This window comes from Neorhizobium galegae bv. orientalis str. HAMBI 540 (assembly GCF_000731315.1).
GTDB classification, from domain to species: domain Bacteria; phylum Pseudomonadota; class Alphaproteobacteria; order Rhizobiales; family Rhizobiaceae; genus Neorhizobium; species Neorhizobium galegae.
Genome location: NZ_HG938354.1, coordinates 1,776,384 through 1,793,501 on the forward strand (window position 1 = coordinate 1,776,384; position 17,118 = coordinate 1,793,501).

10 protein-coding genes are annotated in these 17,118 nt (G+C 61.2%); 6 read left to right on the forward strand and 4 right to left on the reverse strand.

The window, feature by feature from the left end; translation table 11 throughout:
* Positions 1-5 precede the first annotated feature (5 nt).
* Positions 6-6,230 carry a HAMP domain-containing protein gene (locus RG540_RS30890; RefSeq protein ID WP_157884716.1) on the reverse strand — a complete coding sequence of 2,075 codons (6,225 nt, stop codon included), beginning with the start codon at positions 6,228-6,230 and terminating at the stop codon, positions 6-8.
* A 344-nt stretch (positions 6,231-6,574) separates the two neighbouring features.
* On the opposite strand from RG540_RS30890, the gene RG540_RS30895 reads away from it, so the two are divergent.
* Both RG540_RS30895 and RG540_RS30900 read left to right on the forward strand, forming a co-directional pair.
* Positions 6,575-7,603, forward strand: coding sequence for a four-carbon acid sugar kinase family protein (locus RG540_RS30895; protein ID WP_041366187.1), 1,029 nt, complete (start codon positions 6,575-6,577; stop codon positions 7,601-7,603).
* Positions 7,604-7,606: 3 nt separating this feature from the next.
* A complete protein-coding gene (locus tag RG540_RS30900) occupies positions 7,607-8,311 on the forward strand; it encodes a FadR/GntR family transcriptional regulator (RefSeq protein WP_041366188.1) in 705 nt (234 codons plus the stop codon).
* Between the two features lie 61 nt (positions 8,312-8,372).
* Here RG540_RS30900 and RG540_RS30905 read toward each other — a convergent pair whose 3' ends face one another.
* The 3 genes from RG540_RS30905 to RG540_RS30915 are packed head-to-tail and all read right to left on the reverse strand — an operon-like array spanning position 8,373 to position 11,642.
* Entirely contained in the window at positions 8,373-9,491 is a 1,119-nt protein-coding gene (locus RG540_RS30905) for an iron-containing alcohol dehydrogenase (protein ID WP_041366189.1), read from the reverse strand.
* A gap of 10 nt (positions 9,492-9,501) precedes the next feature.
* Positions 9,502-10,449 (reverse strand): 4-hydroxythreonine-4-phosphate dehydrogenase PdxA, encoded by a 948-nt coding sequence (gene pdxA / locus RG540_RS30910; RefSeq protein ID WP_041366190.1) that lies wholly within the window; start codon positions 10,447-10,449, stop codon positions 9,502-9,504.
* A complete protein-coding gene (locus RG540_RS30915) occupies positions 10,446-11,642 on the reverse strand; it encodes a sialidase family protein (protein ID WP_041366191.1) in 1,197 nt (398 codons plus the stop codon). Before RG540_RS30915 ends, pdxA begins: the two co-directional genes overlap by 4 nt.
* 432 nt (positions 11,643-12,074) lie before the next feature.
* Here RG540_RS30915 and RG540_RS30920 point away from each other — a divergent pair, with 432 nt between their 5' ends.
* The 4 genes from RG540_RS30920 to RG540_RS30935 all read left to right on the forward strand — a co-directional run bounded on the left by RG540_RS30920 (position 12,075) and on the right by RG540_RS30935 (position 17,113).
* On the forward strand, positions 12,075-13,571 hold the full coding sequence (locus RG540_RS30920) for an ABC transporter substrate-binding protein (protein WP_041366192.1): 1,497 nt from the start codon (positions 12,075-12,077) through the stop codon (positions 13,569-13,571).
* Between the two features lie 83 nt (positions 13,572-13,654).
* Positions 13,655-14,569, forward strand: a complete 915-nt coding sequence (locus RG540_RS30925) for an ABC transporter permease (RefSeq protein ID WP_041366193.1) — start codon at positions 13,655-13,657, stop codon at positions 14,567-14,569.
* A gap of 11 nt (positions 14,570-14,580) precedes the next feature.
* Positions 14,581-15,504 (forward strand): ABC transporter permease, encoded by a 924-nt coding sequence (locus RG540_RS30930; protein ID WP_041366194.1) that lies wholly within the window; start codon positions 14,581-14,583, stop codon positions 15,502-15,504.
* Positions 15,497-17,113: an ABC transporter ATP-binding protein gene (locus RG540_RS30935; protein WP_041366195.1), complete on the forward strand. Its 1,617-nt coding sequence runs from the start codon at positions 15,497-15,499 to the stop codon at positions 17,111-17,113. Before RG540_RS30930 ends, RG540_RS30935 begins: the two co-directional genes overlap by 8 nt.
* Positions 17,114-17,118: the final 5 nt, after the last annotated feature.

Sequence of the window (17,118 nt, forward strand, 5' to 3'; positions counted from 1 at the left end):
ATCCCCTAGCGGTGCAACCACATGCGGAGCGCAGAAAGCAGCTGTTCGGTATTGACCGGCTTTGCCAAATAATCAGACGCACCCGCTTCCAGGCACTTCTCGCGATCGCCTTTCATTGCCTTCGCGGTCAGCGCAAGGATCGGCAGGCGTCGGAATCTGGGGTCCGAGCGGATCACCTGCGTCGTTTCGTAACCGTCCATTCCTGGCATCATGATGTCCATCAGAACGATTGCGATGGCCCGATCCTTCTGAATGAAGTCGATGGCTTCGCTGCCTGTGGTCGCGGTCAGGACTCTCATTCCACGACGCTCGAGAACACTGCTGAGGGCGAAAATATTGCGGGCGTCGTCGTCCACCAGCAAAACGGTCTCTCCGATCAGATCCTCGTCCGAGCTGTGAAGTTCCTCGAGCATCGCTTGCTTGGCGGCCGGCATATCGGCCACCACCCTGTGGAGGAACAGGGCAGTCTCGTCCAGGAGACGCTCAGGCGACTCGACGCCTTTCACGACGACGCTGCGCGCCATCGTGTGTAGTTGGGCGTCCTCCTCGGGCGAGAGCTCGCGGCCCGTGAAGACCACGACCGGGACCTCGGCAATGTCATCGTCATCGCGGATCTTTTCGAGAACTTCGAAGCCGGACATGTCAGGCAGGGTGAGATCGAGAACGACGCAGTCGGCCGGATCCTCTTTAAGTGCGGCCAGCGCCTCGGCACCCGAGCCTACACTTTCGATGTCGATATCGTCATGGCTGAGCAGGGCGGTCACACTCAGCCGCTCAGCCTCGCTGTCTTCAACAAGAAGAAGCCGCTTGCGGCGCGGTTCTGAATAATTCTTCAGCCGCAGGAATGCTTTGCCGAGACTGTCGGTCGTGGTCGGCTTGCTCATGAATGCGAAGGCGCCACGTGTGAGGCCATGCTGACGGTCCTCATCAAGGCTGATGATCTGAACGGGGATATGCCGCGTCGCCGCGCTTTGCTTGAGCTGGCTCAGCACTGTCCAGCCGAGCATGTCCGGCAGGAAAATGTCGAGGGATATCGCGGCAGGTTTGTATTCCTGCGCCAAATTCAGCGCTTCGCCGCCGCGCGTGGCCACCAGCACCTTGAACCCGCTGTCATGGGCCAGATCGACAAGGACGCGGGCATAATGCGGATCGTCCTCGACGATCAACAGAACCGCATCCCCGGGCTGTATTTCACCACGATCGTCTTCGACCTGTTCCGTGGGCTTGTCGGCGCGCCGTGCTGCGGCAGCCTCTGCGAGTTGCACGACATTGCTGTGGGTTGGCAGGGATCTCGACGCGGGGGAAGCGCCCACATATGTCAGCGGCAAATAGAGTACGAACGTGCTGCCGACGCCGGGCGTACTGCGCAGCTGGATTTCGCCGCCAAGAAGGTTCGCGAGTTCGCGGCTGATCGCAAGGCCCAGCCCGGTGCCGCCGTATTTCCGGCTGGTCGAAGCGTCAGCCTGCTGGAACGCCTCGAATATGATGCGCTGCTTTTCGGGCGGTATGCCGATTCCGGTATCGGTGACCTCGAAGGCGATCACCGATGGCGCGTGTTTGAGAGACGAGTGATCCAGGGACCAGCCTTCGGTCACCGGAGCGACTTTCAGCGTGACACCGCCTTGCGCGGTGAACTTGAAGGCGTTGGACAACAGGTTCTTGAGGATCTGCTGCAACCGCTTGGAGTCGGTGATGATGCTTCTCGGCACGTCTTCGCCAATCTCGACCATGTAGCTGAGATCGCGATTTTCCGCCTCATGCCTGAACGGCCGCGACATCATCTCCAGCAAATTGGTGATGAATATCTCCTCGGCATCGACCGACACGGTCCCCGACTCGATTTTGGAGAGGTCGAGAATATCGCTGATCAGGTTGAGGAGATCGGTGCCAGCCCCGTGGATCGTCTTTGCGAACTCCACCTGCTTGCCGGAGAGGTTCCCGTCGGGATTTTCTCCCAGCTGCTGGCCGAGGATAAGGATCGAGTTGAGCGGCGTGCGCAGCTCGTGCGACATGTTGGCGAGGAACTCGGACTTGTATTTCGATGTCAGCGCCAGCTCGGTTGCCTTTTCTTCCAGCGCACGGCGGGCCTGCTCGATTTCCTGGTTCTTCGCCTCGACCTCGACATTTCGTTCTTCGAGCTGCTGCGCCTTTTGCTCAAGCTGCTCGTTGGTCTGCTGCAACTCCCTCTGCTGCGTCTGAAGCTCGGTCGCAAGCTGCTGGGATTGCTTGAGCAGACCTTCCGTCTGCATCGTCGCCTCGATCGAGTTGAGTACGATGCCGATCGAGGTCGTCAGCTGGTCCAGGAAGGAAAGCTGCAGCTCGGTGAATTCGCCGGCCGACGCAAGCTCGATCACCGCCTTGACCTGCCCTTCGAAGTGAACCGGCAGAACGATGGCACTTTTGGGAAGAGTCGAGAAAACCCCCGAGCTGATGGGAACGACATTGTCGGGAAGATTGGTCACCAGAATGCGACGGGCATCGATAGCGCATTGTCCAACCAGCCCCTGGCCGAACTCCAGACGCCGCGGATGTGCCGCACCGACCCCGTCCGCATAACTTGACAGCAGAGACAGGGTTGGCTGGTGATCCTCAGCGTCCACCTGATAGATCACACCTTGATGTGCCCCGACGAGGGGCGCGAGTTCCGAAAGCAGCATTTTCCCGACCAGCGTCAGGTCGCGCTGCCCCTGGAGCATGTTGGTGAATCTCGCCAGGTTCGTCTTCAGCCAATCCTGTTCGGTATTCTGCTCCGTCGTCAGGCGCAGGTTACCGATCATCGTATTGATGTTGTCTTTGAGCTCGGCGACTTCACCGCGCGCTTCCACCTGGATCGACCGCGTCAGGTCGCCCTTGGTGACGGCGGTCGCGACCTCGGCGATAGCCCGGACCTGGGTGGTCAGGTTGGCCGCCAGCAGGTTGACGTTACCGGTCAGATCTTTCCACGTGCCGGCAGTGCCCGGCACGTTCGCCTGACCGCCGAGGCGGCCTTCGACGCCCACTTCTCGGGCAACCGTCGTTACCTGGTCGGCGAAGGTCGCGAGCGTATTGGTCATGTTGTTGATGGTTTCGGCAAGCGCGGCGACCTCGCCCTTGGATGCGACGGTGAGGTTCTGCTTGAGATCGCCGTTGGCGACGGCGGTCACCACCTTGACGATGCCGCGAACCTGCTCGGTCAGATTGGCGGCCATGACGTTGACGGTATCGGTCAAATCTTTCCAGGTACCGGCGACGCCCGGCACCTGCGCCTGGCCGCCGAGCTTGCCCTCGGTGCCGACTTCGCGCGCCACGCGCGTGACTTCGCCCGCAAAGGCGTTCAGCTGATCGACCATCGTGTTGATGGTATTCTTCAGTTCGAGAATTTCGCCCTTCACATCCACGGTGATCTTGCGCGACAGGTCGCCTCGCGCGACGGCTGTCGTCACTTCGGCGATATTGCGGACCTGCGTGGTCAGATTGGCAGCAAGCAGGTTGACGTTGTCGGTCAGATCCTTCCAGGTTCCCGCGACGCCCGGCACGACCGCCTGGCCGCCAAGACGGCCGTCAGTGCCGACCTCGCGCGCCACGCGCGTCACTTCGCCCGCGAACGACCGCAGCTGGTCGACCATCGTGTTGAGGGTGTCCTTCAACAGCAGGATTTCACCCCGGACGTCGACGGTGATCTTGCGCGACAAGTCGCCATTGGCAATCGCGGTGGCGACCTCGGCGATATTGCGCACCTGGGCCGTCAGGTTGCCGGCCATCGAGTTCACCGAATCCGTCAGATCCTTCCAGGTACCCGCGACGCCCGAGACCTGCGCCTGGCCGCCGAGCTTGCCTTCGGTGCCCACCTCGCGTGCGACACGCGTCACTTCCCCGGCAAAGGCGTTGAGCTGGTCCACCATCGTGTTGATGGTATTTTTCAGTTCCAGGATTTCGCCCTTCACGTCGACGGTGATCTTGCGCGACAGATCTCCTCGCGCAACTGCAGTCGTCACTTCCGCAATGTTACGCACCTGACCGGTGAGGTTGGAGGCCATCGAGTTGACGTTCTCGGTCAGATCCTTCCAGGTGCCGGCAACACCCGGCACCTGAGCCTGGCCGCCGAGCTTGCCTTCGGTGCCCACTTCGCGCGCCACACGCGTCACTTCGGAAGCGAACCGGTTGAGCTGGTCCACCATCGTGTTGAGGGTTTCCTTGAGCTGCAGGATTTCTCCCTTCACGTCGACGGTGATCTTGCGCGAAAGGTCGCCGTTGGCGATCGCGGTCGAGACCTCGGCGATGTTGCGGACCTGCGCCGTCAGATTACCGGCCATCGAGTTCACCGAATCCGTCAGATCCTTCCACGTTCCGGCAACACCCAAAACGTTCGCCTGGCCGCCGAGCCGCCCTTCAGTCCCGACCTCTCGGGCGACACGCGTCACCTCCCCGGCAAAGCCGTTGAGCTGGTCCACCATCGTGTTGATGGTCTCCTTCAGCTCCAGAATTTCGCCGGACACCGTCACGGTAATCTTCTTTGACAGGTCGCCCTGGGCGACGGCAGTCGCAACTTCAGCGATGTTGCGCACCTGGCCGGTGAGGTTGGAAGCCATGGAGTTGACCGAGTCGGTCAGATCCTTCCAGGTTCCCGCGACGCCGCGCACATTCGCCTGGCCGCCAAGCCGACCCTCGGTCCCCACTTCGCGCGCAACGCGCGTCACTTCGGACGCAAACGCGTTGAGCTGGTCGACCATGGTGTTGATGGTCTCCTTCAGCTCCAGGATTTCGCCCTTCACGTCGACGGTGATCTTCTTCGACAAGTCACCATTGGCGATTGCCGTGGAGACCTCGGCAATGTTGCGGACCTGTGCCGTCAGGTTCCCGGCCATAGAGTTGACGTTCTCCGTCAGGTCCTTCCAGGTACCTGCGACACCGCGGACGTTTGCCTGCCCGCCGAGCCGTCCTTCCGTTCCCACTTCGCGGGCGACGCGCGTCACCTCCGAGGCGAATGCATTCAGCTGATCGACCATCGTGTTGATGGTTTCCTTGAGTTCCAGGATTTCACCCGAAACCGTGACCGTGATCTTTTTCGACAAGTCGCCATTGGCGATTGCGGTCGACACTTCGGCGATGTTGCGGACTTGGGCCGTAAGATTGGAGGCCATGGAATTGACGTTGTCGGTCAAGTCCTTCCAGGTTCCGGCGACGCCCGGCACCTGAGCCTGGCCGCCCAGGCGGCCTTCGGTGCCCACTTCGCGGGCAACGCGCGTCACCTCCCCGGCAAAGCCGTTGAGCTGGTCGACCATCGTATTGATGGTTTCCTTTAGTTCCAGGATTTCGCCGGACACATCGACGGTGATCTTTCGCGAAAGGTCGCCGCGGGCGACGGCGGTCGTCACCTGGGCGATGTTTCGCACCTGCGCCGTCAGGTTACCGCACATTGCGTTGACCGAGTCGGTCAAATCCTTCCACGTGCCCGCAACGCCCGGCACAAGGGCCTGGCCACCCAGCTTTCCTTCCGTGCCGACCTCTCGTGCAACGCGCGTCACTTCCGACGCGAAGGAGCGGAGCTGGTCAACCATCGTGTTGATGGCTTCCTTCAGCTGCAGGATTTCGCCTCGAACATCGACGGTGATCTTTTTGGAAAGATCGCCATTGGCGACTGCGATCGTGACGTCCGCGATATTACGGACCTGAGCGGTCAGGTTCGAAGCCATCGAATTGACGCTCTCGGTCAAGTCTTTCCAAACGCCGGTGACTTCCGGAACCTGAGCCTGTCCACCCAATTTGCCGTCCGTGCCGACCTCGCGGGCAACGCGCGTCACTTCGGATGTGAAGACGCTCAGCTGCTTGATCATCGTGTTGACGATCTCGGCTGAACGCAGGAATTCCCCTTTCAGCGGTCGCCCATCGACGTCAAGCGGAACCGTCTGCAGCAGGTCGCCTTTGGCGACCGCCGTGATCGTGCGGGTGACCGCCGTCGTCGGCCACAGCAAGTCATCGATCAGGGTGTTGATCGACCCTTCCATGTCCGCCCAGGCTCCATCGGAAAGTCCAAATCTAACGCGGGTGCTGGTGCGCCCATCCCGCCCGACCACTTGGCCGACGTTTTCAAGCTGAGCGGCCATTTTCTGGTTGGCCGCGATGATGTCGTTCAATGTATCTGCAATTTTTCCGGTGACTCCGGTCATGTCGGACCGCATCCGGACCGAAAAGTCTCCTCGTCTCATCACCAGGAGAGCTTCAAGCAGGGCGCGGGCATCTTCGTCCGCCATCACCGCCACATTCACATCTGAAAGGTCGCCAGAATCCACGCCACTGTGCTGAACGTCATTGCCCTGTCTCGCCACCGAAGCCCCCTGCCTTAGAGTGCCATTTAATCTAGCGCAGGATTTCAAAAAGACTACTGGCCGGGCGCACTCCGCCTCCGGCGTCAACAAGCAAATTCCGCTCGCTTATGGGACGCTAATTGCAGCAAGTGAAGGCCCGGAAAAATACGACCCAACCGGTCGATCCGGCACGCGAGCCATGGCTAAATTTGTCAAATACCGCAGTTATACGATTGACAATACGAGCAAATTTCGCTCAAAAAAGATAACAACAGATCATGTGGTCTAATATGCTGGTTATTCTCGCCGACGACCTGACTGGCGCGCTTGATTGCGCAGCACCGTTTGCCGGCAGGGGTTTGCATACTGAAATCGCGTTGAGCGCCGAGGCTATCGAGTGGGCCCTGCAAATGAGGCCCGCGGTTCTTTCAATCAACCTCGGATCTCGCGAAGTCGGGGCGGAGGCTGCGCGGCAGGCGACTGGTGCGGCCTTGTCGTCCCTGCCATCGGACATCGTGCTGTTCAAGAAGATCGATTCCCGCCTCAAGGGCAATATCGCCGCCGAGCTCGACGCCACGCCTTTTCACCTGATGCTAGTCGCTCCCGCGATACCTGATTTCGGACGGAATGTGCGAACCGGACATGTCGAAGGTTTCGGCCTGGACAAGCCGCTGAATGTCGCCGATGCGCTTGGCGTTCATGCCGAACGCGCCATCATTCCCGATACCCTTTCACAGGAAGACATGTCCGCGGCTCTGGCAATTGGTCGCGAGGCCGGGGCCGATCTTCTTGTCGGCGCCAGGGGTCTCGCCGAGGCGCTGGCATGTCATATGACCGGCCGTCAGGCCGCCGAACCGGCCCTGCCTAAACCGGGCCCTGCCCTTTTTGTCATCGGCTCGAGAGATCCGATCACGCTTGCGCAAGTCGAGGAACTGCGCCAGGCGGTGGTGCTTGACTATATTGCCGCGCCGAACGGACGTCTGAAAGGGGTTCTTCCACCCCAGCATTCCGTGACACTGGTTCAGGCCACGCCGGATGGAAAGGACGATCCGCCGCTTCTGGTATCGGACAGGATGGCGGCGAGCATAGTCCCGGGCATGACCGCACCAGCCGCCACTCTGCTTCTGTCGGGCGGGGCGACTGCCGAGGCTGTCCTGAAGGCAATGAATGTCTCGAGATTCCAGCTTCTCGGCGAATGTCTGCCGGGCCTTGGCTTGGCTTATATCGATGGCCAATGCATCATCGCCAAATCCGGCGGATTCGGCACGCCGGGCACATTGTGCGAGATAGCAAGAATAGCCAAGGGCGAGAAGGATTGAACGATGGGGCTTGAGAGCGGCACTGCCCGCAAGGGCCTTCCCGATATCGTCTTTGAGCGGATGTTGCGCGCGATCAAGTCGGGGGCGTACAAGCCGGACGAACGGTTGCCGACCGAACACGAGCTGGCCAACGAATTCGAAGTGTCGCGGCCGGTCATCCGGGAAGCGCTGAGGCGGTTGCGCGAGCAGGGACTGATCTATTCGAGACGCGGTGCCGGCAGCTTCGTGCGTGCGCTCGGCCTGCGTGAACCGCTCGGATTCGGCCAGCTGGAAAACGTCGCCGATCTCCTCAACTGTTATGAATTTCGCATGACGCTTGAGCCAGCGGCAGCGGCAGCGGCGGCAGCGCGTCATGACAAGGAGAGCCTGGCGGCGATAAAACGGGCTCTGGAATTGCTGCGCGATGCCACGAACCGCCAGGCCCATCGGGAAGATGCCGACTACCAGTTCCATCTGGCCATCGCGCGTGCGGCTCAGAACAACTACTTCTCGACGGCGATGGAAGCCCTGAAAGACCACATTGCCATGGGCATGAAATTCCACGGAGCCTCCGTCAAAAGAGAAGCCACCGGACTGGCGAAGGTGTTCGGCGAGCATGAGGCAATCGCCGATGCGATCACTCGCAGAGACCAGGAAGGGTCGCGGCAATTGATGCTGGACCACTTGAAGGGTTCACGCGAGCGACTGTTTCAGTCGTCGCACCGATAAAACCTGGATGCGTCATCTGGAAATCGGCCATCCGGCAGCATACCGCCGGATGGCCGTTCCTTCAAAATGCCGCCTCGTAGATTCCCAGCACATCCTGGACACTCATTTCGGCCGGGTTGTTATCCATCAGCCGACGGATGGCATGCGCCTCCGAAGCGTAGAGGGAAAGTTCCTCCTGCTTGGCGCCATGAGCCGCCAGCGACATCTGGATGCCAAGCCCTCCGCAGAAATCGTAGGCTGAAGAGCGCAATTCGTCCGAGGAGAGGTGATCGCCAAGGCCCAATGCTGCAGCCACTTCCGCAGTCTTCGCGGCAACGACCGGCTGATTGAAAGCCAGGACATGCGGGAAAACGATGGCATTCGCCAGGCCGTGCGGCAGGTTGAGACGCGTGCCCAGCGGATAGGCGATCGCATGGCCGGCCGCCGTATTGACCGGGCCGAGGCAAATGCCGCCGTAATAGGAAGCAAGCATCAGCCCTTCGCGGGCCTCCGTATCGTGCCCGTCCTTCACCGCCCGCGCCAGATACCGGCCGACCAGCCCAAAACCCATGCGGGCAAAACCGTCGATCATCGGATGGGCACGGCGGTTGGTGAAGGCCTCGACGCAATGCGCCATGGCATCGACACCCGTAGCAGCCGTCACAGCCGGAGGCACCGAATAGGTCAGCTCAGGATCGAGCACCGCGAAATCGGCGATCATGTGCGGGCTCTCCACCGCGATCTTGGTCCGCTTGACCGGATCGGTGATAAGCGAGCGGATACCCGCCTCCGAGCCGGTACCCGCGGTGGTCGCGACCTGGACAAGCCGCGTGCGGCGACCGGCGACGCGATTGGGACCGGCAACGTCCTCAAGCGTCTGCTCGGAATCCCACAGCGCTGCAACCAGCTTGGCGACATCCAATACCGATCCACCACCAAGTCCGACGATCATTTGCGGGCGGGTCTTGCGGGCGGCCTCCAGCGCAGCATCCAGCGTTGCGGTATCCGGCTCGCCTGGAATGGCGTCGAATACGGAAAATCGGCCAGGTAACTGCAGACGGTCAACGAAGCCTGCCGTAATCGGCGTGGCAATGACCAGGGTCGAGGCGACATCTTCGGCCCAGGGGCCAACCTGGCTGATCGTGCCGGCACCGACGGCGAGGCGCAGCGGCTGGTGGAGTGTGATGGGTGCAATGGCCATGACGCGTTCCTTATCGGACCCCCACCACGAGCTTGCGCGCGTAGGCGATGGCAGAATTCATGTTGCCGTGATTGGCGATCCCCTTGCCGGCGATATCGAACGCGGTGCCGTGATCGACGGAGGTGCGATCGATCGGCAGATCGACGGAAACGTTGACGGCCGTATCGAAGGCCACGAGCTTGATCGGGATATGGCCCTGATCGTGATACTGCGCGACGACCAGATCGAAGGTGCCGGAATAGGCGCGGTGGAAAACCGTATCGGCTGAAATCGGGCCTTGAACCTCGATACCTTCGGCGCGAGCGGCCACGACGGCCGGCGCGATCTGATCGTCATCTTCTGTGCCGAAGAGGCCGTTTTCGCCGCAATGGGGATTGATGCCGGCAACTGCAATGCGCGGACGTTGATAACCGATGCGCTTCAGATGCGCGTCACCGGCGCGGATCGTCGCCAGAACCCGTTCCGTCGTGGCGCGCCGGATGGCCTCCTGCAGGGAGACATGCGTGGAGACATGGATCACCTTCAGGCGGTCGGACGCCAGCAGCATATATGCCGCTGCCGAACCGGTGAGGCTGCGCAACATACCCGTATGGCCATCATAGTGATGACCTGCAAGGTTGAGCGCTTCCTTGTTGATCGGCGCGGTGACGATGCAGCCGATCGAGCCGGCCTCGGCATCGCGCACGGCACGCTCGATGAAGCGGAACGCCGCATCGCCGGCGACCGCCGACAGCTGCCCCCAGGGCAAAGGCGCTCCCTCCACCGGAAGGTCGACGACGTAAGGTGTGAGATCGAGCGTGACCCCCACCGCATCACGAGCCGCCTCCAGCGTCGCAAGATTGCCATAGACCCGCGTTGCGGACCGATCGGCGTCGGACATTTCGGCGAGGGCCTTGACGGTTATCTCCGGACCAACGCCACAGGGATCTCCCATGGTGATGCCAATGATATTGCTCATCCAATTCTCCCGTCAGTCGCGTCTGCCCAGCCCGAAGCCAGGCTGACATATTTGATTGCCCGCCTGTGGTAGGTATAGGCGAGGTGCAGTGTCCCGTCCGGCGCTTCCAGTAGCGACGGATAAGACATTTCCTTGTTCCGGCCATCGGTGGAATCGTTGGACAGGCAGGTGCCCGGCCCGTCTTCGATCAGGATACGGACTGGAAAACTAAGCCCACCATCATCCGAAATACAGACACAGACCGGCGCGCGCGGCACGCCCCAGACGGGCACGCAACCACCTGTGGGATCCGCATCCGGCCTTTCGTCGCTCTCGCCAAGCTCGTCGTAAAGCGAAGCCCGGCGATCACCGGACTGAGCCGCGTTTACCGGGTTGCAGATCATCGCAAGCCGACCGTCCTTCAACCGAATAACCGCGATGGAGGAGTTGTTGTTCGGCACATTCGTAGCCTCGGGCACCGACCAGGATCGGCCGTCATCGGCGCTTTCGCTCCGGTATACGAAATCCGCCTGCCTCCGGCGGAAAAACGCCGCATGACCGCCTGCGGGCAAGGCGACGGGGCTCATGTGGACGCAGCCGGTCGATTGCGGCAATTCTTCAAGGCGCCAGGTTTTCCCGGCATCTGTCGATATCCCGACCGCCGCCGTATCATGGCTTCCGTTCCACTTCTGGCCCGGCCGCTGAACGCAACGGAAGATCGGCAGAAGCCATGCGCCGTCATTCCGCACCGTCAGCGGAGCCCGGATAAAACATCCTTTCGGCAGATCGAGATAACCGCCCGTCTCCGCTGTCAGCCTTGTCGTGTCGCTTTGATCGCGCCGGATCTCGGCCATGCGGATACGGCATTCGTCCTGGTTACCGGAAGGCTGTGACGTATGGAAAAGCCAGAGCCGGCCATCGGGCGCGGTAAACAGAACCGGGTTCTGCTCGGAATGCGCGTCATCGAAACTCAGCCTCTGCGGCGGACCCCAGACGTCCGAGCCCGGCACGACGACGGACGCGAAAATGGATATGTCAGACTTGCCTTCCAGCGAACCACCGAACCAGGCGCAGATCAACGTGCCGTCGGCCAGGAGATGCAGGAAGCTTGCATGGTTCTGAACCATGGGGGAAGGCAGGAAGGCTTCGCGCCTGCCGGTGGCCACCATCCGTACCGTGCCAGTCATTGCTGACGCTATTTCATCAGGGCTCATAAAGCTCTCCTCTAAGCCCCGAGAATTACCAGAAACACAAAGTTGTCAAGTTTTATAAAATACACAAGTCCTAGATTCTGGAGACTTGCAGAGCATCAACATACTGTAAAATAACAATAATTTTACGCGAAAATTTTCCTCAAAAAATAACATCGCAAAACAATTTGACAAACTGCGCGCGACAGAACATGGTTTGGGGGAGAATAGCACAGGAGGAGTAGGCGATCGCGGTGCAGCGAAATATGTGGCCCTGCCGTTGGGAGGAAATTTGGTCCAAGGTCCGAACGCCCCACGATAGAGCCTCGAAATCGCCATCGGTCTTCCTTCACGGGTCGGCTCGCCAATCACCAAATCAGCCGTTCATCCACCGGGCCACGGCAGGTCGATCGAACGGTGTCTGACCAATTTATATTCACTTGGGAGGTGAACCACATGAAGAAGATGCTGATGACCGCGCTGATCCTCGGATCTGCGCTTGCCCCGGCTTACGCAGGGTCCGGCCCTATCAAGATCGTGCTGCCTGAAGAAGCCGATCTGCTGGAGCCGTGCATGGCGACCCGTTCCAATATCGGCCGTATCATCATGGAGAACGTCAGCGAAACGCTGACCGAGCTCGATGTTCGCGGCAAGAAGGGCGTCATGCCGCGCCTGGCCGAAAAATGGGAGCAGACCCAGGACGGCAGCTGGCGGTTCCATCTCCGCCAGGGTGTCAAGTTCTCCAACGGGACGACGTTTGACGCCAAGGATGTGAAGCACAGCTTTGACCGCGTGATGAGCGACAAGAACGCCTGCGAATCCCGCCGCTATTTCGGCGGCATGAAGATCGCCGCCAATGTCGTCGACCCCTACACGATCGATTTCAAGGCCGATCCGGCCCAGCCGATCCTGCCGCTGCTGATGTCGCTGGTCACAATCGTTCCGGAAGAAACCCCGCTCGCATTCATTCGCGAGCCGATCGGCACCGGCCCCTATGCGCTGAAGAACTGGACGCCAGGCCAGCAGATCGTGCTTGCTGCTCGCAGCGATTACTGGGGTGCCAAGCCGCAGGTGACCGAGGCCACCTATCTGTTCCGTGCCGATCCGTCCGTACGTGCGGCAATGGTGAAGGCCGGAGAAGCCGACCTTTCTCCGTCGATCTCGCAGCTCGATGCGACCGACCCGAAGACTGACTTTTCCTATCTCGACAGCGAGACGGTCTATCTGCGCCTCGACCACAACATTCAGCCGCTGAACGACGTGCGGGTTCGCAAGGCGCTCAATCTTGCCATCGATCGCCAGGCGTTTCTCGGCACGCTGGTGCCCCAAGGAGCCGTGCTCGCGACGGCGCTGGTGCCGCCGACCACGCAGGGCTGGAACCCGGACGTCAAGGTGTTCCCCTATGATCCGGAAGGCGCCAAGAAGCTTCTCGCCGAGGCAAAGGCCGCCGGTGTGAAGGTCGATACGCCGATCACGCTGATCGCCCGCACGGCAAACTTCCCGAACGTCACCGAAATCATGGAAGCGGTTCAGTCGCAGCTCCAGGAAGTTGGCTTCAAGGTCGATCTGAAGTTTGTCGAAGTGGCCGAGCACGAGAGCTACTATTCCAAGCCCTTCAAGGAAGGTCGTGGCCCGATTATCGTCGCCGCCATGCACGACAACTCCAAGGGCGACCCGTCCTTCACCATGTTCTTCAAATATGCCTCGCAGGGCACCCAGTCGGGCTTCTCCGATCCTAAGGTCGACGACCTGATCAAGCGCGCTTCGGCGGCAGTCGGTGACGAACGTGCGAAGCTCTGGTCGCAGCTGATCGCCTACCTGCATGACGACGTGGTTGCCGACGCCCTTCTCTTCCACATGGTCGGCTTCTCGCGCGTTTCGCCGCGTATCGACTTCAAACCGACCATCGCCACAAATTCGATGCTGCAATTGTCGGAAATCGGCATCAAATAGTCAGCGGAAACCGGCTGCCGGATTTCCAATCACGACCCAAAGGCGGCGGGTACCCATCCGCCGCCATAATAGTCGAGGGCGACATGCTCAGTTTTATTCGTAAGCGCTCCGTGGCGAGCTTGATTTCACTGGCAGGGCTGCTTGTGCTGGTGTTCTTCCTGTCCCGCCTCACGGGCGATCCGGCCGCTCTTTTCCTGCCCGTCGAAGCTTCGGCCGAAATGAAGCAGCAGTTCCGCGAACTTCACGGCTTGAACGACCCGCTGATGGTGCAGTTCGGACGCTATGTCGGCGACGTGCTGACCGGAAATCTCGGTGAATCGCTGCGCAAGGCGCGGCCGGCGCTGGACGTGGTGACAGAAGCGTTCGTGTGGACGCTCTGGCTTGCGGTGATCACCATGTCGCTCGTCACGGCCGCTGCCATCGTCGTCGGCTCGCTTGCCGCTTTTCGCTCCGGCGGCTTCTTCGACCGGCTCTCCTCGATGATCTCGCTGGTGGGCGCATCGGTGCCGGACTTTTGGCTGGCAATCGTCGCGATCGTCGTGTTTTCCGTAAACCTCGCATGGCTGCCGACATCCGGCACCGGGTCGATCCTGCACTGGATCCTGCCGATCGGCGTCCTGTTCGTCCGTCCCTTCGGCATCATCGTCCAGGTGGTGCGCGGCGCGATGATCGGCGCCCTATCCTCCGCCTATGTGAAGACGGCCCGCGCAAAAGGCGTCAAGGCCGGTCCGATCATCTTCATCCATGCCCTGCGCAACGCCATGCTGCCGGTCATCACCGTCATCGGAGACCAGGCGGCGAGCCTCTTGAACGGCGCCGTCGTGGTCGAGACGATCTTTGGTTTCCCCGGTGTCGGCAAGTTGATGATCGATTCGATCCTGCAACGGGATTTCAACGTCGTCCTGGCCGCGATCCTGGTGACCGCGCTGGCGATCTTCCTCATGAACCTGCTGATCGACCTTGCCTATGCGCTTCTCGATCCGCGCATCCGTCATTGAGGAGCGCAACGATGAGTGTTTCCACCTCCGATACGACGATCGTGCACGAGCCCTCCTTCCCGGTCCGCATGGCGCGGATGCTATGGGCCGACAAATTCGCGCTCTGCGCAGTGATCTTCCTGCTCGTCATCATTGTGCTTGCCCTGATCGGGCCGTCCTGGCTCGGCGAACTCGCTACCAAGCAGAACCTCCGCGGCCGCAACCTCGCGCCCTTCGACTGGAGCCGTGAATGGGTGTGGTGGATGGGGGCGGACGCTCTCGGCCGGCCATTGCTCGCCCGCATCATCGTCGCGACGCAAAACACGCTCATGGTCGCCGCCGGCGCGGTGATCCTGTCGTCGGTCATCGGCACGCTGCTCGGCCTCGTCGCCGGCTTTTCCTCACCGCGCGTTGGGCAGGTGATCATGCGCCTGGCAGACGTGATCATGTCCTTTCCCTCGCTGCTGATCGCGGTGATCGTCCTTTATCTCCTGGGCTCCTCGATCCTGAACCTGGTCGCCGTCCTGTCGATCACCCGCATCCCCGTTTACCTGCGCACCACCCGCGCCGAGGTGCTGGAGATCCGCGAGCGGATGTTCGTGCAGGCGGCGCGGGTGATGGGCGCTTCGCAGAACCGCATCCTGTTCCGTCACATCCTGCCGGTCGTTTTCCCGACGCTCACCACGCTGGCGACGCTGGACTTCGCCTATGTCATGCTTGCCGAAAGCGCGTTGTCCTTCCTCGGCATCGGCATCCAGCCGCCGGCGATCACCTGGGGGCTGATGATTTCCCAAGGGCGCCAATATCTCACCAATGCCTGGTGGCTCTCGTTCTGGCCCGGGCTGGCGATCATCATGACCACCTTGTCGCTCAACCTTTTGTCGAACTGGCTGCGCATCGCGCTCGACCCCGTTCAGCGCTGGCGCCTGGAAATGAAAGGCCGAAAGAATGGCTGAGCACCTGCTGGAAGTCCGCAACCTCTCGGTCGAGTTCCATACGGCCGCCGGCGTCGTGCATGCCGTGCGCAACATCTCCTACCATCTCGACCGCGGCGAGACGCTGGCGATCCTCGGCGAAAGCGGGTCCGGCAAGTCGGTTTCGTCAGCGGCGATCATGAACCTCATCGACATGCCGCCCGGGCGGATCAGTGCCGGGCAGATCCTGCTCGACGGCAAGGACCTGCTGACCATGTCGCCCCAGGCGCGCCGCGAGGCAAACGGCCGACGGATCGCCATGATCTTTCAGGACCCGCTCAGCCATCTGAACCCGGTCTATACCGTCGGATGGCAGATCCGCGAGGCGATGACGACCCACGGCATGCCGGCCGGACAGGCCAAAAGCGAAGCCCTGCGCCTGTTGACGCGCGTCGGAATTCCGGACCCGGGAGGCGCCATGGGCAAATATCCGCACGAGTTTTCCGGCGGCCAGCGTCAGCGCGTGATGATTGCGATGGCGCTTGCGCTGCGCCCCGACCTGCTGATCGCCGATGAGCCGACCACAGCACTCGACGTGACGGTCCAGGCCGAGGTGCTGGCGCTGTTGAAGGAACTGCAGCGGGAAACCGGCATGGGCGTGCTGATCATCACCCACGATCTCGGCGTGGTGGCCGAAATCGCCGATCGGGTGGTCGTCATGGAAAAAGGCGAGTTGGTCGAGACCGGCACGGTCCGCGATGTCTACAAGAACCCCACGCATCCCTATACCAAAAAGCTGATCGGCGCTGCCCCCGGAAAGGGCGAGATGCACGTCGCGCAGCTGTCGGGCGAACCGCTGCTTAGCGTCCGGGACGTGCGCAAGCGCTACGGCTCTTTCGATGCGCTGAAGGGGGTTTCCTTCGACCTCCGGGCTGGCGAGACCATGGCGATCGTCGGAGAAAGCGGCTCGGGCAAATCGACGCTTGCCCGCGTTCTTTTGAGGCTGGACGAGCCGGACGCCGGTACGGCGCACTGGAAGGGGCGCGATCTCTTTATGCTCTCGCCGTCGGAACTCTACAAGCTCCGGCGCGATCTTCAGATGGTGTTTCAGGACCCCACCCAGTCGCTCAATCCACGCATGACGGTGTTCCAGCTCGTATCGGAAGCATGGGCCATCCATCCTGATATCCTGCCGAAACGTCGGTGGCGGGAACGGGTCGCGGAACTGCTGGTGCAGGTGGGCCTTTCGGTCGAGCACATGGGCCGTTATCCGCACCAGTTCTCGGGCGGCCAGCGGCAGAGGATTGCAATCGCCCGTGCGCTTGCGCTCGAACCACAGCTGATCGTCTGCGACGAGGCGGTGTCGGCGCTCGACGTATCGGTGCAGGCCCAGGTCATCGCGCTTCTCGACAAGCTGCGAAGGGACATAGGCATCTCCTTCATCTTCATCGCCCACGACCTGCCCGTCGTTCGCGACTTCGCGGATTACGTCATGGTCATGCAGAAGGGCGAAGTGGTGGAATTGGGAACGGTCCGGGAGATCTTCGAGACGCCCCGTGAAGCCTATACAAAAGCGCTCCTGGCGGCGAGCCTCGATCCGGACCCGGACGTTCAGGCCGAACACCGGGCAGCCCGTCTCAAACGTGCATGACAAAC

Excerpts from the sequence above, each read along its gene's own strand:
- RG540_RS30890 (WP_157884716.1), bottom strand. The coding sequence starts at position 6,230 with ATGGCGGACGAAGATGCCCGCGCCCTGCTTGAAGCTCTCCTGGTGATG.
- RG540_RS30895 (WP_041366187.1), top strand. The coding sequence starts at position 6,575 with ATGCTGGTTATTCTCGCCGACGACCTGACTGGCGCGCTTGATTGCGCA.
- RG540_RS30900 (WP_041366188.1), top strand. The coding sequence starts at position 7,607 with ATGGGGCTTGAGAGCGGCACTGCCCGCAAGGGCCTTCCCGATATCGTC.
- RG540_RS30905 (WP_041366189.1), bottom strand. The coding sequence starts at position 9,491 with ATGGCCATTGCACCCATCACACTCCACCAGCCGCTGCGCCTCGCCGTC.
- pdxA (WP_041366190.1), bottom strand. The coding sequence starts at position 10,449 with ATGAGCAATATCATTGGCATCACCATGGGAGATCCCTGTGGCGTTGGT.
- RG540_RS30915 (WP_041366191.1), bottom strand. The coding sequence starts at position 11,642 with ATGAGCCCTGATGAAATAGCGTCAGCAATGACTGGCACGGTACGGATG.
- RG540_RS30920 (WP_041366192.1), top strand. The coding sequence starts at position 12,075 with ATGAAGAAGATGCTGATGACCGCGCTGATCCTCGGATCTGCGCTTGCC.
- RG540_RS30925 (WP_041366193.1), top strand. The coding sequence starts at position 13,655 with ATGCTCAGTTTTATTCGTAAGCGCTCCGTGGCGAGCTTGATTTCACTG.
- RG540_RS30930 (WP_041366194.1), top strand. The coding sequence starts at position 14,581 with ATGAGTGTTTCCACCTCCGATACGACGATCGTGCACGAGCCCTCCTTC.
- RG540_RS30935 (WP_041366195.1), top strand. The coding sequence starts at position 15,497 with ATGGCTGAGCACCTGCTGGAAGTCCGCAACCTCTCGGTCGAGTTCCAT.